The following is a 21,668-nucleotide window of genomic DNA, read 5'->3' on the forward strand; positions in this document are numbered from 1 at the left end:
CGGCGGAACGTTCGGTTGCACTTGCACATCCACGGTGTGCATCTCGGATGGATCGGTGAGCGTGCAGTAGATCTGTTTTCTCGATACACGGAGGAGGTCGGCGACTATGGCACAGGAGCAGACACGGCGCTCTGGCGGCGGCGACGACGATGAGGTCCCAGGCGACACCGGAGCCGGTGGTCAGGAACGGCGCGAAAAGCTGGCCGAGGAGACCGACGACCTTCTGGACGAGATCGACGACGTCCTCGAAGAGAATGCCGAGGACTTCGTCCGTGCCTACGTTCAGAAGGGCGGCCAGTGACGGTGGATCGTTCGGACCCACGGTCGGCCGGTGACGGAATGACGATCCCACTCGGATCGAGCAGCTCGTCCTTCTCCGACTATCTCCGTCAGCACGCCCCCCATCTGTTGCCCGTGAGCGGTCTCGCCGCAGATCTGGCGACCCACACTGCGAACGGTTCGTCCGACAAGTCCGGCATCGCGCCGCACGGAACCACGATCGTGGCCTTGACGTACGCGGGCGGCGTCCTGATCGCGGGTGACCGACGCGCTACGCAGGGCAATCTGATCGCCAATCGCGACATGCAGAAGGTCTATGTCACCGACGAGTACTCGGCGGCAGGCATCGCCGGTACCGCCGGGATCGCCATCGAGCTGGTACGGCTCTTCGCCGTCGAGCTCGAGCACTACGAGAAGATCGAAGGCGTTCCGCTCACGTTCAACGGCAAGGCCAACAAGCTGTCGTCGATGGTGCGAAGCAATCTCGGAGCGGCGATGCAAGGACTCGCCGCCGTCCCGCTGCTGGTCGGATTCGACATCGACATCTCGGACCCCGATCGTGCCGGACGCATCGTGTCCTACGACGTGGTCGGCGGTCGATACGAGGAGCGGTCGGGCTACCACGCGGTGGGGTCGGGATCACTGTTCGCCAAGTCTGCGCTCAAGAAACTCTATCGCCCCGGCATGACCGAGGACGAGGCGCTTCGCGCAGCAGTCGAATCGCTGTACGACGCAGCCGACGACGACTCGGCCACCGGCGGTCCCGACGTCACCCGAGGGATCTATCCGACGGCGGTCGCCATCACGAGTGTCGGCGCGGACGACGTCGCACACGACCGTGTGTCGGCAGCAGCGCGGTCCATTCTCGCGGAGCGGACCGAGAGTGCCGCGCACACCGGCGGTGCCGACCACCACACTCGAGGCGGTCAGGAAGTGAGCGAAGGGGGTAGCGCACCATGACGATGCCGTACTACGCATCTGCCGAACAGATCATGCGCGATCGTTCGGAGTTGGCGCGCAAGGGAATCGGCCGCGGCCGAAGCGTCATCGCATTGACCTACGCGGACGGCGTGCTGTTCGTGGCCGAGAACCGCTCGACGGCCCTGCACAAGGTGAGCGAACTCTACGACCGAATCGGCTTCGCGGCCGTGGGCAAGTACAACGAGTTCGAGAACCTGCGCAAGGCCGGCATTCAGCATGCCGACATCAAGGGTTACACGTACGACCGGCGTGACGTGACCGGGCGCTCGCTCGCGAAGACATACGCGCAGGCACTCGGCACGATCTTCACCGAACAGCTCAAGCCGTACGAGGTCGAGATCTGTGTAGCGGAGGTCTCGCATCAGGACGAGCCGATCGCGACGCAGCTCTACCGCATCACCTACGACGGATCCATCGTCGACGAACAGGATTTCGTCGTCATGGGCGGAACGACCGAGCCCATCGTGGCAGCGCTGAAGGACACCTACCGTCCCGGTCTGGATCTTGCCGACGCGGTGCGCATTGCCGTCGACGCGCTCACGGCGGGCCCCGCGACGCCGCCGCCCGCAGGCGGTGAGCCGGAGAAGAAGGTTCTCGAGGTGTCGGCCCTCGAGGTGGCCGTGTTGGACCAGGGTCGGCCGAGGCGGGCGTTCCGACGCATCGCCGGAGCCGCGTTGGAGGACATGTTGCCTGCATCGGCACCCGCGGCGCAGACAGTGGTCGACACCGAAGGGGAAGCACTGTCGTAGCCGGTCGACCCGACACCTGTGACGGCCTCGTGCCCAACCGCTTTCGGTAGAGCGCGAGGCCGTTCTTGTCACTGGTGAACTCGAACGTCGTGCCGTCGCCCACCACTTCGCCGTCTGCCGCGAGTGCAACGGGATCACCACCCACCCGCACGGTCAGTTCCTGCACTGCTCGGCGAACGTACGCCGGTGACGAGCCGAGGGTTCCGGTGACCGTCGCCCAGAGCAACCTGGTCCTCGACGCCTTCGGTTCCGACGGAAGGAACCGTACGTCCAGGGTGCCGGTGTGAATGCTGCTGCGCGACATGGGAACTTGATCGGCCGGCACGTAGTTGCCGTTGCCGACGAACAGCATCCACACCGAGTGCTTGTTGCCGTCGAGTTCGATGTTCAGTGGTTCCGCGGCGGCCAACACCCGCGTCATCGCGATGGCTGCTGCAGGCCACTTGCCGATCCGGCTCTGGAGCTTCTGACGTAACCGGACCGAGTCGGGGTATCCGCCGAACGTCGCGGTATTGACGAACGACACGCTGCGGCCGTCGATGGACACCTGGGCGAGATCGACCAGTTCGGCAGTGCCCGCCTCGACGGCTGCGGCGGTGTCTTCGACGGCTGTCAGACCGGTGTCGCGGGCGAAGTGGTTGAGGGTGCCACCGGGGAACGCGGCGAGCGGTAAGCCGTTACGCACGGCCGACGCGGCAACGCTGACCACCGTTCCGTCGCCGCCGCAGACGCCGAGGGCGCGCGGAGACGTGTTCCGAATTCGCTGTTCGAGCTGCTCGTTGAAATCTTGTTCCGGGTCGGGAACGAACAGATCGGCGTCCGGAAGTGCGCGGCGTATCGCGTCGGGCACCGACTCGGAGCCGTCGCCCGATCCCGGATTCACGAGCACGAGCAACCCTCGTCCTCCCTCGAGCGATTCGACGTCGACCGGCGAGCCCAGATCAGCCGGCTTCTCCGAGCGGACAGCCCACCAGCGGCGGGTGGACAAGGCGATGGCCGAGCCGAGGGCCGCGCCGGCGATGACATCGGTGGGCCAGTGCACACCGACGTGGACGCGCGAATAGCAGACGGCGGCCGCAACCGGAGCCAGCAGAATTCCGGCGACCGGTGATTCGATCGCCACGGCCGTGACGAATGCCGCAGCCGATGCCGAATGGCCGGAGGGGAACGAGGAGGACACCGGGGGAGCCAGTACCTGGCGTAGTACAGGAACGGACTCCGAATCCGGGCGAGTCCGCGGGAACAGGGGTTTGAGGAGCCCGTTGGCCGTCACGCTTGCGCCCGCCAACGCAACGAGCCCGCGAACTCCACCGCGGCGGGCGGGGCCACCGGCTGCCACGAGAAGTGCAGCCGCGCCGAGCCACAGACGACCGTGATCGGCGGCGTTGCTCAGGGCGCGCAGGCCGCTGTCGGCCCTGCTCTGCCGTAGTGCTGCGCTCCGTGCGACGAGCGACAGGTCCCACGCGTGAACGGCCGTCGAGATCGTGGTGCGCGTGGATGTCATGCCGACCAGCCTAGGCACGTCCGACGGTAACCTCACGGACGCACGACATCGGGGCGCTCCGACACATCCATTCGCGGGTTGCGTTGTAGTGTCGAAGTGTGCAGCGACGAATTATGGGCATCGAGACAGAATTCGGTGTCACATGTACTTTCCACGGACATCGACGACTGAGTCCGGACGAAGTGGCTCGCTATCTTTTCCGCCGAGTCGTCTCGTGGGGTCGCAGCTCGAATGTATTCCTCCGCAACGGTGCCCGCCTGTACCTCGATGTGGGCTCGCATCCCGAATACGCGACTGCAGAATGCGACTCGCTGCTGCAATTGGTCACCCACGACCGAGCAGGCGAGCGTGTTCTCGAAGATCTGCTGATCGACGCCGAGCAGCGCTTGGCCGAGGAGGGCATCGGCGGCGATATCTACCTGTTCAAGAACAACACCGACTCTGCCGGTAACTCCTACGGCTGCCACGAGAACTTCCTGGTTCAGCGAGCGGGGGAGTTCTCCCGGATCTCGGATGTTCTACTTCCGTTCCTGGTCACGCGTCAATTGATCTGTGGTGCAGGCAAGGTGCTGCAGACACCGAAAGCGGCAACGTTCTGCCTGTCGCAGCGCGCCGAGCACATCTGGGAAGGTGTCTCCTCGGCCACCACTCGCTCCCGGCCGATCATCAACACGCGCGACGAACCGCACGCCGACGCCGAGAAGTACCGTCGATTGCACGTCATCGTGGGCGATTCGAACATGGCCGAGACCTCGACGATGCTGAAGGTCGGAACAGCAGCTCTGGTCCTCGAGATGATCGAGGCCGGCGTCTCCTTCCGAGATTTCGCGCTGGACAATCCGATTCGTGCCATCCGCGAGGTCAGCCACGATCTCACCGGGCGACGTCCGGTGCGCCTGGCCGGGGGACGACAGGCCAGCGCGCTCGACATCCAACGCGAGTACTACGCCCGCGCCGTCGAGCATCTCAAGACCCGCGAGCCGAACACTCAGGTGGAGCAGGTCGTCGATCTGTGGGGGCGAACGCTCGACGCCATCGAGACACAGGATTTCGCGAAGGTGGACACCGAGATCGACTGGGTCATCAAGCGCAAGTTGTTCCAGCGTTACCAAGACCGGTATTCGATGGAGCTCTCCGATCCCAAGATCGCTCAATTGGACCTCGCCTATCACGACATCAAGCGCGGCCGAGGAGTGTTCGACCTGTTGCAGCGCAAGGGTCTGGCCAAGCGAGTGACCGAGGACGAGCAGATCGACGAGGCCGTCGATCTGCCGCCGCAGACCACCAGGGCCAAGCTGCGCGGAGAGTTCATCACGGCCGCCCAGGAGGCGGGTCGCGACTTCACCGTCGATTGGGTGCATCTCAAGCTCAACGACCAGGCTCAGCGGACCGTGCTGTGCAAGGACCCGTTCCGCTCGGTCGACGAGCGGGTGGAACGCCTGATCGCGTCGATGTAGGCCGGGTGGAACGTCGGCAGCTCGGGTCGCTACCGCTCGGGCCGCCGGTGAGCAACTAGGCTCGACTGTCGTGGCCACCACCAAAGTCGAACGCCTGATGAACCTGGTCATCTGTCTGTTGTCGACACGTCAATTCCTCACCGCGGAGTGGATCCGCGACAGCGTTGCCGGGTACGACGACTCCACCAGCCACGAGGCGTTCAGCCGAATGTTCGAGCGGGACAAGAACGAACTTCGCGACCTCGGTGTGCCGTTGGAAACCGGTGTCGCCACCAGATTCGGTGGCGTCGAGGGATACCGCATCAATCGCGATGCGTACGAGCTTCCCGAAATCGACCTCACCAGCGAGGAGTCCGCAGCCGTCGCCGTCGCCGTCAAACTGTGGGAATCGCCCGAGCTCACATCGGCGGCCCAGAGTGCGCTGCTCAAACTTCGCGCGGCCGGAATTCAGGTCGACCAGAACGAGTCGGCTGCGGCGGTCACGGCGGTTCCCGCGCGCACTCGTGGTTCCGAGCCTGCACTCGGTGCATTGCTGACTGCCATCGACGAGGGCAAGTCGGTGCGGTTCGAGCACCGACCGTCGTCGACGGAACCGTTCACCACCAGGACCGTCCAGCCGTGGGGTGTCGTGACGTTCCGTGGCCGCTGGTACCTGGTGGGACACGATGTGGACCGCGACGACACCCGCACGTTTCGTCTGTCGCGAATCGGCGACGAGGTCAAGTCCTTCGGGACGCCGCAGAGCGTTCGTAAACCCGACGGCGTCGATCTGCAGGACATCGTTCGCCGGGTCGCGGGCACTTCCTCGGTGTCCGGCACGGCCCGAATATGGCTGCACGACGGAAGGGCGCTGGAAGTGCGCAGGATGGGAACGGTCGTGGGCGAGCAGAGTCTCGGTACTCGCCACGGCGCCGTCGTCGAGGTTCCCGTGCGGTCCTGGGATTGGATCTCACGCTTGATCGCCGGTCACGGAGCCGATGCGGTGGTGCTCGATCCTGCAGAATTGCGAGCCGACGTGCTCTCGACTCTGAGGACAGCAGCCGATGTGGAGAACGAGCGATGAGTGCACGTCTGTCGGTTCGGCTCGCCAGGTTGCTCAATATGGTGCCCTTCTTCATGGCCAATCCCGGGTTGAGCGCCGAGGAGGCTGCGCGCGAACTCGGGGTGTCGACGTCGACGCTGATGGCCGATCTCAACCAGCTCTGGATGTGCGGCCTGCCCGGCTACGGACCGGGTGATCTCATCGATCTCTCGTTCTCCGAGGAGAGCATCGATGTGACGTTCTCGGCCGGGATCGACCGGCCACTGCGTCTGACGTCGACCGAGGCGACTGCTCTGTTGGTTGCGCTCAGGTCGCTGACGTCGATGCCCGGCATGGTCGACCCGTCGGCCGCTCAGCGCGCGATCGCGAAGATCGAGACCGCGGCGGGCTCGGCGGCGGCCAATGTGCCGCTCTCGTCCGACCACGACAGCTCCGGTACGGAGGAGGGGCCGGTCTCGGCCACCGTCCGGTCTGCCCTGCGTCACCGGCACGCCCTGGATCTGACCTATTACTCGGCGTCCCGGGACGTCGTCACCGAGCGGACCGTGGATCCGATCAGGACGGTCGTCGTAGACGACAACAGCTACCTGCAGGCGTGGTGCCGCAGTGCCGAGGGCGTTCGATTGTTCCGGTTCGACCGGATCGACTCGGCAACCGAGCTCGACGAGCCGGCCGCACCACCGGAGTCGGTCCAGGACGAGGACGCCTTCGAGATCTTCAACGACGACCCCTCGCTGTCGCAGGCGCGGCTGAAGGTCTCGCCTGCGTTCACCTGGATCCTGGACTACTACCCGATGACGCAGGTGGCCGCCGACGCCGACGGGTCGATCGTGGTCACGATGCGATTCGCAACACTTCAGTGGATGACCCGGCTGACCCTGGGCTTCGGCGGAGGCATCACAGTACTTTCACCTGAATCCTTGGTGAATTCCGTCCGAGAGCGCGCTCTTTCTGCGCTGGATGCATACGCCGAGCTCGATGCCACCAGCACGGACGGCTCCGGCACGACATGAACGCGAGGTGAACCCGATCCCGCCGCGTCCGAAGCGAACACACGATGTCGGGTACGCTCGGTTCATCTGATCTCAGGAGGTTCACATGGGATTCACCAGTCCCTGGCACTGGGCGATCGTTGCGGTGGTCGTCATCATTCTGTTCGGTTCCAAGAAGCTGCCCGAGGCTGCTCGCGGACTCGGTCGCTCGTTGCGCATCTTCAAGAGCGAGGTGAAGGAGATGCAGAACGACGGCAAATCCGACGCCGACACCACGACGGCGCAGCAGCCGGCCGCTCCCGCACAGCTTCCCTCGCCTGCACCGGTTGTGCAGCCGAATTCCGAGGCGCAGCACGACGCGAAGTCTGCCTGAGCGAAGCCGCTCAGCACACCGGGGTACCGAGTGGGTACCCCGGTCTACTGCTGTCGGTGACGGTTCCGCGCCGTCGTCCAACCGAAGAAGGCTGACCGTAGAACACCATGCGCATTCCGTTCGATCCACGGCGTAGCAAGCGCCGAGTCAATCCCGACGGCACGATGTCGTTGGTCGATCACCTGTACGAGCTGCGAACTCGGCTCCTGTGGTCCTTGGTTGCCATCGCTGTGACCACGGCGTTCGGATTCTTCTGGTACTCGCACACGATCATGGGCGTCGAAAGCCTCGGCGATCTGCTTCGTGGCCCGTACTGCACGCTCGATCCGAGCCTGCGCGCGAACCTGAGCAACGACGATCAGTGCCGTCTGCTGGCGACCGGACCGTTCGATCAGTTCCTCCTGCGTTTCAAGGTCGCGTTCACCGCGGGCGTCGTGTTGGCCTGCCCCATCTGGCTGTACCAGATCTGGGCGTTCATCACCCCGGGCCTGTACGCGAACGAGCGACGCTACGCGGTCTCTTTCGTCACCGGGGCGGCAGCATTGTTCGTCACCGGAGCGATCCTGGCGTACTTCGTGGTGGCCAAGGGCCTGCACTTCCTGCTCTCGATCGGCGACAACGTCCAGATCACCGCGCTCAGCGGTGATCAATACTTCGGCTTTCTGATCAATCTCCTCATCATTTTCGGCGTCAGCTTCGAGATTCCGCTACTGGTCGTGGCCCTGAACTTCGTCGGAGTACTCACCTACGAGCGGCTGAAAGCGTGGCGCCGCGGTCTCATCTTCGGTCTGTTCGTTTTCGCGGCGATCGCGACTCCGGGACAGGACCCGTTCTCGATGTTGGCGTTGGCGTTGGCGTTGACGGTGCTCTTCGAGATGGCGGTGCAGATTGCGCGGATTCACGACAAGCGTAAGTTGCGCAAGAGAAGAGACGAATGGGGTGATGTGTCAGATGACGAAGCAACCCGCATCGACGGCGCAAGTTCGATCGAGTCCCCACACGCTGTCGCACCGACACCTCCGTTCGGCGGTCTCGGCACCACGACGCGAACCCAATCGGAGTACGACGACACGATCTGACGTCGGCCGGACCGTAGAGTCGAACGCATGACCGACGCGACGCTTGACGCAATGCCGAGTCCGCAACCTACTCAGCTGCAACGTTTTTCGGCAGAGCTGGGGTTTCCGCTCGACCGGTTCCAGGTCGACGCGTGCACCGCACTGGAGAACGGCCACGGTGTTCTGGTGTGTGCCCCCACCGGTGCAGGCAAGACGGTGATCGGCGAGTTCGCGGTGCACTTGGCCCTCGCAGCGGGGCGCAAGTGTTTCTACACCACACCCATCAAGGCGCTGAGCAACCAGAAGTTCGCCGAACTGACCGCACGGTACGGCCGCGACACGGTCGGTCTGCTCACCGGCGATTCGTCCATCAACCCCGATGCCCCCATCGTCATCATGACGACGGAGGTCCTGCGCAACATGCTCTATGCATCCTCCGATGCACTGCGCGGCTTGTCGCACGTCGTCATGGACGAGGTGCACTATCTGGCCGACCGTTTCCGGGGTGCAGTGTGGGAAGAGGTCATCCTGCACCTGTCCGACGATGTTCGTCTGGTGAGCTTGTCGGCCACGGTCAGCAATGCCGAGGAATTCGGTGCATGGATGAGCACGGTCCGCGGTGACACCTCGGTCGTGGTGGACGAGAACCGTCCGGTACCCCTCTCTCAGCACATCATGGTGGGCCGCCGGTTGTTCGATCTGTTCGACACCAGAGCGCAGTCGCCCGACGGCAAGCAGAAGGTCGTGGTCGACCGGGAACTCGTCCGTCACGTCAAGCAACGCCAGTCACTCGACTCGATGGACCGCTGGCACGCGCCGCACAGCCGAGGCCGCGGAGGTCGCGGGGGCGGCGGAGGTCGGGGTGGGGGTCAGGGCAGCGGAGCGAACAACCGGCCTCTGGCACGCCCCGACGTGATCGCCAAGCTCGACGAAGAAGGTCTGCTCCCCGCAATCACGTTCATCTTCAGCCGCGCCGGGTGCGACGGTGCCCTGACCCAGTGCATGCGCTCACGTCTGGTGTTGACCACGCCCGAACAGGCCGAAGAGATTCGGTACATCGTGGAGAAGCACACCTCGGAGCTTCCGCGCGAGGATTTGGAAGTCCTCGGCTTCTGGGAGTGGCGCGATGCGCTCGAGCGCGGGTTCGCCGCCCATCACGCCGGGATGTTGCCGGTGTTTCGCCACACTGTCGAGGAATTGTTCGTCAAAGGACTGGTCAGAGCGGTGTTCGCTACCGAGACACTGGCACTCGGAATCAACATGCCGGCCCGAACCGTGGTGCTGGAGAAGCTCGTCAAGTTCAACGGTGAGACCCATGCCGAGCTGACTCCGGGGGAGTACACCCAGCTGACCGGTCGAGCCGGACGACGCGGCATCGATATCGAAGGTCATGCCGTCGTGCTGTGGCAGCCGGGAACCGAACCGACCGAGGTCGCCGGGCTTGCATCGACTCGGACGTTCCCACTGCGCAGTTCGTTCGCTCCGGCGTACAACATGTCGATCAACCTGATCGAACAGTTCGGCGCGGCCGATTCGCGCCTGCTGCTCGAGCGGTCGTTCGCGCAGTTCCAAGCCGATCGCTCGGTCGTCGGCATGGTTCGCGGAATCGAGAAGAACATGCAGACGCTGGATGCTCTCGGAGCGCGCCTCGGCGGCCCCGACGGCGAGTACTTCGAGTACGCACGGCTGCGCGAGCGTCTGAAGGATCGCGAGAAGACCCTCGAACGGCAGAACAGATCCGATCGGCGAGACAAGGCCGTCGACTCACTGCGTGCACTGCGCCGCGGGGATGTGATCTCGGTCCCGACCGGTCGACGCAGCGGTCTCGCCGTGGTTCTGGAGCCGGACGACGACCGGGCAGATCCGCGACCACTCGTGCTCACGGAGGACAAGTGGGCAGGCCGGCTCTCGGCAGCGGACTTCCCTTCGCCCGCAACGTCTCTGGGGACCATGCGACTACCGCGGTTCGTCGACCATCGCACCGCGAAGACCAGGCGCGATCTCGCGGCGGCCCTGGTCACCCGCGGGATCTCGCAGCCGTCGGACCGTATCCGTCGCAAGTTGACGGCAGCGGACGACAAGGAGCTCGCCACCCTGCGTCGCGCCATCCGATCGCATCCGGTGCATGCTCGCCCCGATCGCGACGAACTCGGACGAACCGGGGAGCGATACAACCGACTGGCACGCGAGACTGAAACGATGCGGCAGAAGGTATCGGCCACGACGAACTCGCTGGCCCGCACGTTCGATCGGATTCTCGCGCTGCTCGCCGACCGCGGCTACGTGACGCCGGGTAAAGATCCGAAGGTGACCGACGACGGTGCCAGGTTGAGCCGAATCTATTCCGAGTCCGATCTGCTCGTGGCGGAATGTCTCCGCGGGGGCCTGTGGCAGGGCCTCTCGCCCGCAGAGTTGGCAGCGGTGGTGTCGGCGGTCGTCTACGAGTCCAGATCCGAGGGAGACATCACCCCGCACGGTCCGACGGGTCCGATCAGACATGCGTTGACCGAGACGGTTCGGGTGTGGCACGAACTGCGTGCCGACGAGGTTCGACACAAATTGCCGCCGACGAGAGAGCCCGACATGGGTTTCGTGAAGGCGATCTACAAGTGGGCGTCCGACCACTCGTTGGTCGATGCTCTCGTGACAGCGGGTGACAACGGCAAAGCACTCTCGGGCGGAGACTTCGTGCGCTGGTGTCGGCAGGTGATCGACCTGTTGGATCAAGTTCGGCTCGCGGCCCCGGAGCCGGAACTGTCGCGAACTGCGGCGCGTGCGATCGCGGCTCTGCGCCGCGGCGTGGTCGCCGTCGATGCCGCATGACAGGAGCGAATCGGACTGCCGGGTCGGTACAGCGGAGAGTCGCACGCGCGGGATACTGTACCCCCGACGATTCCGAATTTTCAGTGGAGGCGAGATGAGCGGCCCAAACGGTCCGACCGATCCCGACAACAGCTGGTCGCGTAAGCCCGACCAGCAGGACGGTGCCGCGAAAGACACGCCCGACACTCAGCCGGGTGGTCCCTCCGCGGAACCTCCGACGCCATCGGCATGGGGTCAGTACGGACAGCCACCGACGACACCGTACGGCGAACCCGGTCAGACTGCGTACGGGCAGAGTCCGCAACAACCGAGTGGTCAGTACCCGCAAGCTCAGTACCCGCAGGGCCAGTACCCACCGGCAGGTTATCCGCAGGGGCAATACCCTCAGGGGCAGAATGCACAGGGCGGATACCCACAGGGGCAATACCCCCAGGGCCAGAACCCGACCACGCAATACCCGACCGGTCAGCAGTACGGTGCGCCCTATACCGGCACGCCTGGATCGGGCGAAGCCGCATATCAAAATCCCTATGCACCACAGCAATTCGGCGGCGGCCAGTACGGACCCGGTCAGTACGGTGCGGGTCAGTACGGCCAGCAGCCACAGCAGCCCTGGAATCCCAACCAGCAGAATCCCAACCAGCCGTTTCCCAACCAGCAGTATCCGAATCAGCAGTATCCCAACCAGCAGGGGCCAGGGCAGGGCGGCGCGCAGTCGAAGAAGCCCCTGATCATCGTGGGTGTCGTCATCGCGGTCGTCGCGGTGATCGCGCTGGTCTCCTTCCTGGCCTTCGGCCGATCGACCACGTTGGATACCGCGGCCGCCCAGGAGGGTGTCCGCAAGGTCGTCACCGAATCCTATGGAGCGTCGGATGTCTCCGGCGTGTCGTGCCCACAGGACATCGAGGTGAAAGCCGGAGCCAGCGTCGACTGCACGTTGACGGTCGACGGAGCATTCAAGAAGGTCACGTTGACCTTCCTCGACGACGACGCCAACTACGAGGTGTCACTGCCGAAGTAGGCCCAGTCCGGTCACTCGGTCAGTTCTTCGATGCCGTGGTCGCCATCGCAGCGACGAGGCGGGCCACTGCGTTCTCCACACCGAGCGTCTCGGCAAGGGATTTCAGTGTGTCGGGGTCGGCGGGTTCGGCCGGGATCTCGTCCGACTTCGACAGGACCACATCGGCGTCGGTGACAACTCGGACAACAGGAAGGGCCGCGTCCAGGTAGTCGCTCGCATTGGCCAGCTTTGCGCGGATCCCCTTGGCCATGTCCGACGTCGGATCGAGCGCCGCGTCGCGCAATGCGGCGACCGATTCGTACTGGAGCATCAGCGTCGACGCCGTCTTCTCGCCGATACCCTTGACTCCGGGCAGACCGTCCGATGCGTCGCCGCGCAGCAGTGCAAGCTCTGCGTATGCCGCGCCGGCACGGTGCAAGGGGACTCCGTAGCGCTCGGAAACCAGTGCGGGGTCGAACAATTCGGCCTTGGCCAACCCCCGGCCGACGTAGAGAACTCGAACCTCGTTCGGCTCGTCGGCAGCGACCTGCAACAGGTCTCTGTCCCCGCTGACCACGACAACGGGGTCCTGCCGTTCCCGCGCAGCAAGGGTGCCCAACACGTCGTCCGCCTCGAGGCCCTCGGCACCTGCCGTCGCAATTCCCAGCGCGGCGAGGACATCCATGATCATGTCCACCTGAGGAGTCAGCGTTTCCGGAACCTCCTCGCTCTCGGCGACCTCCGGCGCGGCCTCGGCTACCCGGTGCGCCTTGTAGGAGGGAACGAGGTCCACTCGGAACTGCGGTCGCCAGTCGAGATCGAGGCAGACCGCCAACCGACCGGGCTCGGTGCGCGCGATCAGCGCCGAGATCATGTCGAGAAAACCACGGACGGCGTTGACGGGCCGTCCGTCGGGAGCCGTAATCGACTCGGGCAGTGCGTAGTAGGCCCTGAACCACAGGCTCGCACCATCGAGGAGCAACAACGGCGACTTTCCGGGGGTGGTCATGGGGCTCATCTTGCCGTACGGCGTTAGCCTGGAGGGATGAGTGTCGATTCTTCGGTCAGTTCCTCACGTTTCTCCAGCGACGTCTATGCCTCGCGGCTCGCGCGAGCCGCGCGCCTGACAGCGGACGCGGGTCTGGACGCCCTGCTGATCACCCCGGGTCCGGATCTGCAGTATCTGATCGGCTCGAAGGCCAGTTCGTTCGAGCGGCTCATTGCCCTGGTCGTACCGGCCGACGGCAGCACTCCCAGTGTCGTCGTACCGCGGCTCGAGCTTGCCGCGCTCGGCGATTCGGCGGCGCAGGATCTGTCGCTGGACCTCGTCGATTGGGTGGACGGCGTCGATCCGTACGCACTGGTGGCTGCTGCGGTTCCGGCCGGAACCAGAACGGCCGTCGCCGACGCGATGCCCGCGCTTCATTTCGTGCCGCTGGCCGAGGTGTTCGGGACCGTGCCGGTGTTGGCCACGCACGTGCTCCGTGAACTGCGGATGGTCAAGGACGAGGCCGAGATCGATGCTTTGCGCCGGGCCGGATACGCCATCGACCGCGTGCACGCCCGGATGGGCGAATGGCTTCGGGTCGGCCGCACCGAAGCACAGATCGCTGCAGACATCGCCGCCGCCATCGTCGAAGAGGGCCACACCGCACCCGAATTCATCATCGTCGGGTCCGGTCCCCACGGTGCCGATCCGCACCACGAGGTCTCCGATCGGGTTGTCGAGGCAGGAGACATCGTCGTGATCGACATCGGTGGGCCCGTTGCGCCGGGATACAACTCCGACTCGACCCGCACCTACAGCCTCGGCGAGCCGTCGGCGGAGATCGCCGAGCAATACGCGGTGCTCGAGCGGGCGCAGCAGGCAGCGGTCGATGCGGTGGTGCCGGGGGTGACGGCACAGTCGATCGATGCGGCCGCCCGCGACGTCCTGGTCGACGCCGGTCTGGGCGAGGCGTTCCTGCACCGCACCGGTCACGGGATCGGCCTGTCGGTCCACGAGGAGCCGTACATCGTTGCGGGCAACGACATCACGCTGACCGAAGGGATGGCCTTCAGCATCGAGCCCGGAATCTACTTCCGAGGACAGTGGGGTGCGCGCATCGAGGACATCGTCGTCGTCACCGAGGACGGCTGCGAATCGGTCAACCTCCGACCGCACGGCCTGGCCGTCCTGCCGGCGTGACGAATCGAGGCGAGGCCGAATTCGTCTCGATCGTTCGATCCAATCCTGCTGTCGCCGAGATACTTCGACGTGCACCGCAGCTGAAGCTTCCCGGGTGGTACCTGACGGCAGGTGGCCTGTTCCAAACGGTATGGAACCATCTGGCAGACCGGAACCCACAGGCAGGAATCCGGGACTACGACTTCTTCTACTTCGACGACTCCGATCTGTCCTACGACGCGGAGAACGACGTGATCGAGGCCGCCGCCTCGGTGTTCGCCGACCTCGGTGTCGACGTCGAAGTACGCAACGAGGCACGTGTACACCTGTGGTACGAACAGCATTTCGGCACTGCGATCGCTCCGTACCGAAGTACCGAGGATGCGATCGATCACTTCGTCTCCACCACGTGCTGCTTCGGCATCACCACCGACCGGGGCGGAACGGATACCGTGTACGCGCCACACGGATTCGACGATCTCTTCGCGGGAATCGTGCGGCCGAACCCGCGGTTGCCGATGCGGCAGGTGTACGAGACCAAGGCCGCCCGGTGGACGACCGAATGGCCGAATCTGACCGTTCTTCCCTGGCCGTGAGGTCGAGGCGGCGGCTCTCGTCAGCGATCGAGCAATGAGCGGCTGCCCAGTACGCGTTGCACCTTGATCTCGATGACGACGCGGGTGGGGTTCTCCCTCGGTACGCGGTAGCGCTTGGCGTAGCGATTCTCGGCATCGACGACGGATTCTCGATCGTTCCGCACCGCAGCCGGCCCCTCCAGCGTCAGCCAGCGGGCACCGTCGATCTGAGTCACGGCCGCGTACGCTCCGCGACCGGCGTTGATCGCCTTCTGCGACACGTCGTTGGTGATGACTCGGGCAATCTGCGCGTCGCCGTCGTAGGTGAAGCCGACCGCCACGACGTGCGGGGTTCCGTCCGGGCGCAGTGTCGTCAGCGTGGCAAGGTGCCGCTCGGTGAGGAATTCGATTGCGTCGTCGGTGAGCGAAGTCGCGTCAGCGGGTTGTGCGGCCATAACCCGACTGTAGTGACGTGCCCCGACTGCCACGAGATGGGTTCGATCGGCCAGACTGGTCGGTGTGAGCAGACGAGCAGAACCCGCGGCCGGAACGCTGTTGCTGCTGGGCGGAAGAAGTGAGATCGGGCTCGAGGTCGCCACCCGGCTGGCACCGGGACGAACCGTCGTACTGGCAGCTCGACGCAGCACGGACCTGGCGATGCAGCGTTCGCGGGTGGAGCAAGCAGGTGCTACTTCTGTGGACGTCATCGAGTTCGACGCGAATGCGATGGACTCCCACGCCGAACTCCTGCGCGAGGTGGCCCGAGAACACGGTCCGATAGGCATCGTGGTTCTCGCCTTCGGCATTCTCGGCGACCAAGCACGAGCCGAGGACGACGCCCAGCATGCCCTCGATGTCATCACCACCGACTTCCTGGCTCAGGTCTCGGTTCTGACGCACGCCGCCAAGCTTCTACGAACACAGGGGAGCGGCGACGTCGTTGTGTTCTCCTCGGTGGCGGGTGTTCGAGTGCGACGCGCCAACTACGTTTACGGGTCCGCGAAAGCCGGACTCGACGGATTCGCCAGCGGATTGAGCGATTCGTTGCACGGCAGCGGAGTGCACCTCCTACTCGCCCGCCCCGGGTTCGTCATCGGGTCCATGACCGAGGGGATGGACCCGGCCCCGATGTCGAGCACGCCCGATCAGGTCGCCGACGGTGTTGTTGCCGCGTTGCGCAAGCGCCGGAACAGCGTCTGGATCCCGGGCACCCTCAGACCGGTCTTCTTCGCCATGCGCCTGCTCCCACAAGGGCTCTGGCGCAGGATGCCCCGCTGATGGTGCCACCGACGCCGCGCCCGATCGTCGTCGTCGGGGTAGGCGCGGACGGCTGGGACGGACTGTCGAACGCATCTCGCACGGCCGTCGAGCAGGCAGATGTGGTGTTCGGCTCCGCCCGCCAGATCGCGAGCGTTCGAGAGCACTGCACCGAGGCCAGGACGTGGCCGACTCCACTGTTGCCGAATCTGCGGTCGATGTTCGACGCCTGTGTGGGTGCCGATGTCTGTGTGTTGGCCAGCGGGGATCCGATGTTCCATGGCATCGGGGTGACGTTGGCGCGGGAGTTCGGCGCCGAGCGGCTACGCGTGCACCCGGCACCGTCTTCCGTGTCGTTGGCATGCGCACGACTGGGTTGGGCGCTCCACCACACCACGACGGTGTCTCTGGTGAACAACCCGATCGAGACGCTGTTGCCGGACCTGGCCGACGGCCGTCGGGTGATCGTGTTGAGCCGGGGGAGCAGCACACCGGGTGAGGTGGCGAGGATGTTGTCCGACAACGGTTTCGGGGACAGCACGATGACGGTGCTCGAGCAGCTCGGCGGGCCGGACGAACGGGTCACCGTCGGGCTCGCGCGAGAGTCGGACTTCGGCGACACCGATGCCCTCAACGTCATAGCGCTCGAGTGTGTGCGAGATGCTCACGCCCCCCGACTCACGAGAGTTCCCGGCCTGGCCGATTCCGCGTACACCGGTGACGGTCAGATGACCAAGCAGGAGGTTCGAGCGCTGACCCTGGGCGCGTTGGCTCCTGCGCCCGGAGAACTGCTGTGGGACATCGGCGGCGGATCGGGAACGATCGCCATCGAATGGATGCGGACCGACGGATCCTGTCGCGCAGTGACGTTCGAGAGTTCGCAGGCGCGTCGTGAGCAGATCGAGACCAACGCCCTGCGCCTGGGAGTTCCGGGACTCATCGTGCGCGGCGGCGCCCCGGAGAGTTTCGCCGCGGTCGCGGACGCGGCACCGGACGCGGTGTTCATCGGTGGTGGATTGACCGGTACCGACATGCTCGAGGCGTGCTGGAAGGCGGTCCGCACCGGTGGCCGGGTGGTGGCCAATTCGGTTACCGCCGAATCGGATTCGTTGCTCGTCGCCGCGGCTGCGAAGTACGGCGGAGACCTCCGCAGATTCCAGATCTACCGCAGTGAGTCATTGGGCGCGTTCACCACGTGGAGACCGCAGCTGCCGGTCACGCAATGGAGTGCGGTCAAGCGGTGAAAGTTCTTATTCTGGGTGGCACCTCCGAATCGCGGGAACTTGCGGCTGCTCTGGACACGGTGCAGGGGATCGAGACGATCACCTCGCTGGCGGGACGCGTCGCGGAGCCCGTACTCCCCATCGGTCGGACTCGGGTGGGAGGCTTCGGTGGATCGGACGCCCTGGCAGTGTGGTTGCGAGACAACGCAATCGACGTCGTGGTGGACGCGACACACCCGTTTGCGTCGACCATCGGCGCCCATGCCGAGTATGCCACCAGCGCAACGGGAGTCGCGCTGCTCGTACTGACGCGGCGACCGTGGACGGCGGACGAGGGTGATCGATGGGCCGCGGTCGCCTCCCTGCCCGACGCGGCAGCGTCGATCACCCCCGGCAGCAGGGTGTTCCTCACGACAGGCAGGCAAGGTGTGCACCATTTCGCGAGTGTCGATCACTCGTGGTTTCTGGTCAGAGCGATCGACCCTCCGACCGGTCCGATGCCGTCGAACATGGAACTTCTGCTCGACCGAGGTCCCTTCGACATCGATCACGAGTCGATGGTTCTCGCAGACAATCGAATCGATCTGTTGATCACCAAGAACAGCGGTGGGGACATGACGCGAGCCAAACTCGATGCGGCACGTGCGGCCTCGATCCCGGTGCTGATGGTCGACCGTCCCGCGCGAACCGGCTCGGCACCGACGGTGTGCGACATCGCAGCCGCGGTGGACTGGTTGAGCGAGCGGCTACGCGCTGCCCTCTGACGGGTACCGGCGGGAGGTGAACACCTTCGGCCCGCTTCCCGTCTCCACCACCGTCGTCATCGAGGAGCCGACGATGAGCAGGCACCGCATGTCGATCGACTCGGGATCGAGTTCGCCGAGCGGCACGGTGTGCACCGATTCCTGTGCGCTCCCCACCGCTCGCCCGATCACCACCGGCGTCTCCGGTGAGCGATGTTCGAGCAGAACATCTTTCATGGCCGCGACTTGCCAGGTCCGCGATTTCGACGCGGGGTTGTAGATCGCGATCGCCATATCGGCTTCGGCCACTGCCGAGAGCCGTCGGGCCACCACGTCCCAGGGCTTGAGGCGATCGGAGAGGGAGATGACGGCGTAATCGTGTCCGAGCGGCGCGCCGACACGGCTGGCAACAGCATTGGCTGCCGTCATTCCCGGTACCACTCGTACCGGCACCGAACTCCACTGTTGTTCGGCAGCAACCTCGATGACCGCGGTCGCCATCGCGAAGACACCCGGATCCCCCGAGGACACCACGGCGACACGGCGTCCCTGCTTGGCGAGGTCGAGTGCGAAGGCGGCACGTTCGGACTCGACCTTGTTGTCGCTGGCGTGCCGAATCTGCCCTGGCCTCGTAGGAACCCGATCGATGTAGGTGACGTAGCCGACCAGATCGGTGGCGGCGGCCAGTTCGGCGCGGACCTCGTCGGTCGTCCACGCGTCGTCACCTGGACCGAGTCCGACGACGACCACTTCACCCGTGCTGGTGGACGTTTCGGCTCGGTTCGACGGGCTGGGTACCACGATCATCGAGAAGTACGGCACGTTGTCGGCGTCGACGGCGTCGAGCACTCGCTGATCGGGTGTGCTGGCCCGTTCGACGTAACGTGCTTCGTCGAGTCGACCGGAACGCTCGAGTGCGTCGAGCACCGTGGGATAGGTCCGGCCGAGTTTCATGATGACGGCGGCATCGGTGCCGCGCAATCGCCGCGCGAGCTCATCCGCGGGGAGCGTGCCGGGAAGCACGGTGAACACCTCGTCTCGCTCCACGAGCGGAGTCGCCAGTGCGGCCGACGCGGCGCTGACCGAGGTCACCCCGGGCACGATCTCGACCTCGAATCGATCGGACAATCGCTTGTGCATGTGCATGTACGAGCTGTAGAACAGCGGATCACCCTCGGCAAGAAGAACAACGGAGCGACCGGCATCGAGGTGGGCCGCCAGACGCGCAGCCGCAGCTTCGTAGAACTCGTCGATCGCACCTTGATAGCCACCGGGGTGCGCTGTGGTCTCGGTGGTCACCGGATAGACGAGATGTTCCTCGATCTGCCCGTCACGCATGTAACCGGCCGCGAGCTCGCGGGAGATGCTCCGGCCGTGTTGTGCACTGTGGAACGCAACCACATCGGCGGTGCCGATCACCCGAGCAGCCTTGACGGTCAACAATTCCGGGTCGCCCGGACCGACACCGACTCCCCACAGTTTTCCGGTTGCGTTCATTCCTGTTCACTCGCAATCGCATTGACCGCGGCGACGGTGATGGGACTGCCACCACGTCTACCTCTGACGACCAGGTACTCCACGCCGAGGTCGGCTGCGATCAGATCTTCCTTCGACTCCGCTGCGCCGATGAATCCGACCGGGCCGCCGACGATGGCTGCGGGTTTCGGGGCCCCGGCAGCGAGCAGCTCCATCAGGTGAAACAGCGCCGTCGGCGCGTTTCCGATGGCGACGACTGCTCCATCGAGTTTGTCGCCCCACAACTCCAGCGCGGCAGCGGTTCTCGTGGTGCCCATACTCCGAGCCAGATCCGGTACCCGAGGATCCGACAGGGTGCACAGCACTTCGTTGTCGGCGGGCAGTCGGCGACGAGTGATGCCGGCGGCGACCATGTTGGCGTCGCACAGAACGGGAGCGCCCGAGTTCAGCGCCGCGCGTGCAGATGTCACGACGCCGGGGGTGAATCCGATGGTGTCGGTCAGGTCGATCTCTCCGACCGCATGAATCATGCGCACGACGACCTGGGCGACATCCGGTGCGAACCGAGACAGATCGGCTTCGGATCGGATGGTCGCAAATGATTGTCGATAGATCTCCGCACCGTCGCGGACGTAGTCGTGCATGCGTGTCACGATAGGGGAGAGGGGCACCTCAGCAGGAAGCCGGTCTCGGTGCCGTCAGGACACGCGGTAGCCGATTCCGGTCGCGATGACGTCGGTGACCTCACCCTTGGGCCGCCCACAGCGCCGTTCGCACCCGGACCAGTGTTGCCGCTCGTCACGCGGAGTCATCCGAGCCTCCACAGCCGCTGCGAGGTCGGTTCGCACGTCCGCCCGCGATTTCTCGCAGCCTGGCAATCCGGTACACGCGCTCACCCGAATCCATGGCGACGCCGCGTCGAAGATCAGGCCCATAGGCGCCAGCACGCGTACAACCTGTTCGGCGGGTTCCTCGTCCAGATCACACACGATCAGCGACCGCCACGGAGTCATGATCACCGGTCGGTCGATGGCGGCGAGGAACTCGGCCAAGCGTGCGCCCATAACGCCGTTGGCAAGTCCAGCTGCCAACGCCACCAGCCCGTCGTCCTGATCGAGCCATCCGATCGGCGGCACCTCCAGCGGCTCTGGCAGCGTCAGAGCGGGGCCGGTAGCGAGTACGAGACGGTCGACGATGCGGTTCACCCCGTCGTCGAGTTCGGCAACTCTCCACTCGTTCTGCCGCAGTTCCACGAAGGCTTCGGCGCAGTTCAGCAGTGTCGAGACCACCCTGTCGCGGTCCACGCGAACTCCGCTGTCCCGTCCCGCCAACAGCACCGCGTACGACCCGTCGGGCTGCGCGTAGGCGCCGAAGTCAGGTTCGAGTCCGCACAGGTCGCCCCGGCCGTCGTCGAGAGCGAACAGCGTCCTACCTGGCAGCTGGGCCAAGTCAGGGCGCGCACACAGGCCCGTGTCGAGTTCATCCACGAGCCCACGCACATCGGTGAGACCGGCCAACCGGCCCGAGAGGGGTGAGGCGAGGATGTTGCGCACGCGTTCGTGCGTCGCGGACGGCAGCAAACCTGCCTCGGCCAATCTGCCGGCAAAGCCTTCCGGGTCCGAGACCGCCCGTACCTGGAGATTGCCTCGCGAGGTCAGCTCCAACGTGCCGTCACCCAGCTCGTCGGCCGCCCGAGCCAGAACCTGCAACTGGTCCGGCAACACCACGCCACCCGGCAGCCGGACTCGCGCCAACGGCCCGTCCGCGGCCAGGTGGGTCGTCAGCGCTCCGGGGCAGCCGTCGGACACCGGCCTTTCAGACGAACTCATGTACTCCAGGCTACAAGCGCAACAGATGAACCGATGTCGTGCTCACACCGGTAGCATTCGTTCGACACGGCTCAGGCCGGGAGGAAGCCGGTGAGAATCCGGAACGGTCGCGCCACTGTGACGGCCCCTGCAGTTCGCGT

The 21,668-nt window shown here is 65.2% G+C and carries 20 protein-coding genes and 1 pseudogene; 15 read left to right on the forward strand and 6 right to left on the reverse strand.

What is annotated here, in order from left to right; translation table 11 throughout:
• The first annotated feature begins 106 nt into the window (after window positions 1-106).
• Genes CH275_RS00760 through prcA form a run of 3 tightly spaced genes read left to right on the forward strand, consistent with a single transcriptional unit; the run spans window position 107 to window position 2,009 of the window.
• On the forward strand, window positions 107-301 hold the full coding sequence (locus tag CH275_RS00760) for a ubiquitin-like protein Pup (RefSeq protein WP_008716348.1): 195 nt from the start codon (window positions 107-109) through the stop codon (window positions 299-301).
• Entirely contained in the window at window positions 298-1,239 is a 942-nt protein-coding gene (gene prcB / locus CH275_RS00765; RefSeq protein WP_094674274.1) for a proteasome subunit beta, read from the forward strand. Before CH275_RS00760 ends, prcB begins: the two co-directional genes overlap by 4 nt.
• Window positions 1,236-2,009: a proteasome subunit alpha gene (prcA, locus tag CH275_RS00770; protein WP_094674276.1), complete on the forward strand. Its 774-nt coding sequence runs from the start codon at window positions 1,236-1,238 to the stop codon at window positions 2,007-2,009. Before prcB ends, prcA begins: the two co-directional genes overlap by 4 nt.
• Window positions 2,010-2,052: 43 nt before the next feature.
• On the opposite strand, the pseudogene CH275_RS30315 reads toward prcA, so the two are convergent.
• Window positions 2,053-3,513, reverse strand: a pseudogene (locus tag CH275_RS30315) (bifunctional phosphatase PAP2/diacylglycerol kinase family protein); the annotation flags it as partial.
• A gap of 98 nt (window positions 3,514-3,611) precedes the next feature.
• On the opposite strand from CH275_RS30315, the gene pafA reads away from it, so the two are divergent.
• The 7 genes from pafA to CH275_RS00810 all read left to right on the forward strand — a co-directional run bounded on the left by pafA (window position 3,612) and on the right by CH275_RS00810 (window position 12,279).
• Complete coding sequence (gene pafA / locus CH275_RS00780) at window positions 3,612-4,970, forward strand: Pup--protein ligase (protein ID WP_170944814.1); 1,359 nt, start codon at window positions 3,612-3,614, stop codon at window positions 4,968-4,970.
• 70 nt (window positions 4,971-5,040) lie between these two features.
• Window positions 5,041-6,033 carry a helix-turn-helix transcriptional regulator gene (locus CH275_RS00785; protein ID WP_094674278.1) on the forward strand — a complete coding sequence of 331 codons (993 nt, stop codon included), beginning with the start codon at window positions 5,041-5,043 and terminating at the stop codon, window positions 6,031-6,033.
• On the forward strand, window positions 6,030-7,025 hold the full coding sequence (locus tag CH275_RS00790) for a helix-turn-helix transcriptional regulator (protein ID WP_094674280.1): 996 nt from the start codon (window positions 6,030-6,032) through the stop codon (window positions 7,023-7,025). The genes CH275_RS00785 and CH275_RS00790 overlap by 4 nt, the downstream gene beginning before the upstream one ends.
• Before the next feature lie 85 nt (window positions 7,026-7,110).
• Window positions 7,111-7,377 carry a Sec-independent protein translocase subunit TatA gene (gene tatA, locus CH275_RS00795; protein WP_094674282.1) on the forward strand — a complete coding sequence of 89 codons (267 nt, stop codon included), beginning with the start codon at window positions 7,111-7,113 and terminating at the stop codon, window positions 7,375-7,377.
• 107 nt (window positions 7,378-7,484) lie between these two features.
• Window positions 7,485-8,456, forward strand: a complete 972-nt coding sequence (gene tatC / locus CH275_RS00800; RefSeq protein WP_094674284.1) for a twin-arginine translocase subunit TatC — start codon at window positions 7,485-7,487, stop codon at window positions 8,454-8,456.
• 27 nt (window positions 8,457-8,483) lie between these two features.
• Window positions 8,484-11,258 (forward strand): DEAD/DEAH box helicase, encoded by a 2,775-nt coding sequence (locus tag CH275_RS00805; RefSeq protein WP_179275905.1) that lies wholly within the window; start codon window positions 8,484-8,486, stop codon window positions 11,256-11,258.
• 94 nt (window positions 11,259-11,352) lie between these two features.
• A complete protein-coding gene (locus tag CH275_RS00810; RefSeq protein WP_094674286.1) occupies window positions 11,353-12,279 on the forward strand; it encodes a DUF4333 domain-containing protein in 927 nt (308 codons plus the stop codon).
• Window positions 12,280-12,298: 19 nt separating this feature from the next.
• Here the strand turns inward: CH275_RS00810 and CH275_RS00815 are convergent, their stop codons facing one another.
• Window positions 12,299-13,276, reverse strand: a complete 978-nt coding sequence (locus tag CH275_RS00815) for a 5'-3' exonuclease (protein ID WP_094674288.1) — start codon at window positions 13,274-13,276, stop codon at window positions 12,299-12,301.
• Between the two features lie 27 nt (window positions 13,277-13,303).
• Between CH275_RS00815 and CH275_RS00820 the strand changes: the two genes are divergently transcribed.
• The gene (locus tag CH275_RS00820; protein ID WP_094674290.1) at window positions 13,304-14,446 is read left to right on the forward strand and encodes a M24 family metallopeptidase; all 1,143 of its coding nucleotides are present in this window, start codon (window positions 13,304-13,306) and stop codon (window positions 14,444-14,446) included.
• Complete coding sequence (locus CH275_RS00825) at window positions 14,443-15,021, forward strand: nucleotidyltransferase family protein (protein ID WP_094674292.1); 579 nt, start codon at window positions 14,443-14,445, stop codon at window positions 15,019-15,021. The genes CH275_RS00820 and CH275_RS00825 overlap by 4 nt, the downstream gene beginning before the upstream one ends.
• Window positions 15,022-15,041: 20 nt before the next feature.
• Here the strand turns inward: CH275_RS00825 and CH275_RS00830 are convergent, their stop codons facing one another.
• The gene (locus CH275_RS00830) at window positions 15,042-15,455 is read right to left on the reverse strand and encodes a TIGR03618 family F420-dependent PPOX class oxidoreductase (protein WP_094674294.1); all 414 of its coding nucleotides are present in this window, start codon (window positions 15,453-15,455) and stop codon (window positions 15,042-15,044) included.
• Between the two features lie 64 nt (window positions 15,456-15,519).
• Between CH275_RS00830 and CH275_RS00835 the strand changes: the two genes are divergently transcribed.
• From CH275_RS00835 to CH275_RS00845, 3 genes are read left to right on the forward strand one after another with little or no spacing between them, the layout of a single operon-like run.
• Window positions 15,520-16,278, forward strand: a complete 759-nt coding sequence (locus CH275_RS00835) for an SDR family NAD(P)-dependent oxidoreductase (protein WP_218828737.1) — start codon at window positions 15,520-15,522, stop codon at window positions 16,276-16,278.
• Window positions 16,278-17,501 carry a precorrin-6y C5,15-methyltransferase (decarboxylating) subunit CbiE gene (gene cbiE, locus CH275_RS00840; RefSeq protein ID WP_094674296.1) on the forward strand — a complete coding sequence of 408 codons (1,224 nt, stop codon included), beginning with the start codon at window positions 16,278-16,280 and terminating at the stop codon, window positions 17,499-17,501. The genes CH275_RS00835 and cbiE overlap by 1 nt, the downstream gene beginning before the upstream one ends.
• Entirely contained in the window at window positions 17,480-18,244 is a 765-nt protein-coding gene (locus CH275_RS00845) for a cobalt-precorrin-6A reductase (protein WP_094674298.1), read from the forward strand. The genes cbiE and CH275_RS00845 overlap by 22 nt, the downstream gene beginning before the upstream one ends.
• Here the strand turns inward: CH275_RS00845 and CH275_RS00850 are convergent.
• The 3 genes from CH275_RS00850 to cobG are packed head-to-tail and all read right to left on the reverse strand — an operon-like array spanning window position 18,227 to window position 21,528.
• Window positions 18,227-19,720 carry a precorrin-2 C(20)-methyltransferase gene (locus tag CH275_RS00850; RefSeq protein WP_094674300.1) on the reverse strand — a complete coding sequence of 498 codons (1,494 nt, stop codon included), beginning with the start codon at window positions 19,718-19,720 and terminating at the stop codon, window positions 18,227-18,229. The two genes, CH275_RS00845 and CH275_RS00850, sit on opposite strands and share 18 nt — an antisense overlap.
• Entirely contained in the window at window positions 19,717-20,343 is a 627-nt protein-coding gene (locus CH275_RS00855; RefSeq protein ID WP_094674302.1) for a precorrin-8X methylmutase, read from the reverse strand. The genes CH275_RS00850 and CH275_RS00855 overlap by 4 nt, the downstream gene beginning before the upstream one ends.
• A 54-nt stretch (window positions 20,344-20,397) precedes the next feature.
• Window positions 20,398-21,528 carry a precorrin-3B synthase gene (gene cobG, locus CH275_RS00860; RefSeq protein ID WP_094674304.1) on the reverse strand — a complete coding sequence of 377 codons (1,131 nt, stop codon included), beginning with the start codon at window positions 21,526-21,528 and terminating at the stop codon, window positions 20,398-20,400.
• Window positions 21,529-21,668: the final 140 nt, after the last annotated feature.

The organism is Rhodococcus sp. 06-235-1A (assembly GCF_002258785.1).
GTDB lineage: Bacteria > Actinomycetota > Actinomycetes > Mycobacteriales > Mycobacteriaceae > Rhodococcoides.

Bases quoted from the DNA above. Each gene is read 5' to 3' on its own strand.
- CH275_RS00760 (WP_008716348.1), top strand. From the start codon at position 107: ATGGCACAGGAGCAGACACGGCGCTCTGGCGGCGGCGACGACGATGAG.
- prcA (WP_094674276.1), top strand. From the start codon at position 1,236: ATGACGATGCCGTACTACGCATCTGCCGAACAGATCATGCGCGATCGT.
- CH275_RS00790 (WP_094674280.1), top strand. From the start codon at position 6,030: ATGAGTGCACGTCTGTCGGTTCGGCTCGCCAGGTTGCTCAATATGGTG.
- tatA (WP_094674282.1), top strand. From the start codon at position 7,111: ATGGGATTCACCAGTCCCTGGCACTGGGCGATCGTTGCGGTGGTCGTC.
- tatC (WP_094674284.1), top strand. From the start codon at position 7,485: ATGCGCATTCCGTTCGATCCACGGCGTAGCAAGCGCCGAGTCAATCCC.
- CH275_RS00805 (WP_179275905.1), top strand. From the start codon at position 8,484: ATGACCGACGCGACGCTTGACGCAATGCCGAGTCCGCAACCTACTCAG.
- CH275_RS00810 (WP_094674286.1), top strand. From the start codon at position 11,353: ATGAGCGGCCCAAACGGTCCGACCGATCCCGACAACAGCTGGTCGCGT.
- CH275_RS00815 (WP_094674288.1), bottom strand. From the start codon at position 13,276: ATGAGCCCCATGACCACCCCCGGAAAGTCGCCGTTGTTGCTCCTCGAT.
- CH275_RS00820 (WP_094674290.1), top strand. From the start codon at position 13,304: ATGAGTGTCGATTCTTCGGTCAGTTCCTCACGTTTCTCCAGCGACGTC.
- CH275_RS00830 (WP_094674294.1), bottom strand. From the start codon at position 15,455: ATGGCCGCACAACCCGCTGACGCGACTTCGCTCACCGACGACGCAATC.
- cbiE (WP_094674296.1), top strand. From the start codon at position 16,278: ATGGTGCCACCGACGCCGCGCCCGATCGTCGTCGTCGGGGTAGGCGCG.
- CH275_RS00845 (WP_094674298.1), top strand. From the start codon at position 17,480: ATGGAGTGCGGTCAAGCGGTGAAAGTTCTTATTCTGGGTGGCACCTCC.
- CH275_RS00850 (WP_094674300.1), bottom strand. From the start codon at position 19,720: ATGAACGCAACCGGAAAACTGTGGGGAGTCGGTGTCGGTCCGGGCGAC.
- CH275_RS00855 (WP_094674302.1), bottom strand. From the start codon at position 20,343: ATGCACGACTACGTCCGCGACGGTGCGGAGATCTATCGACAATCATTT.
- cobG (WP_094674304.1), bottom strand. From the start codon at position 21,528: ATGAGTTCGTCTGAAAGGCCGGTGTCCGACGGCTGCCCCGGAGCGCTG.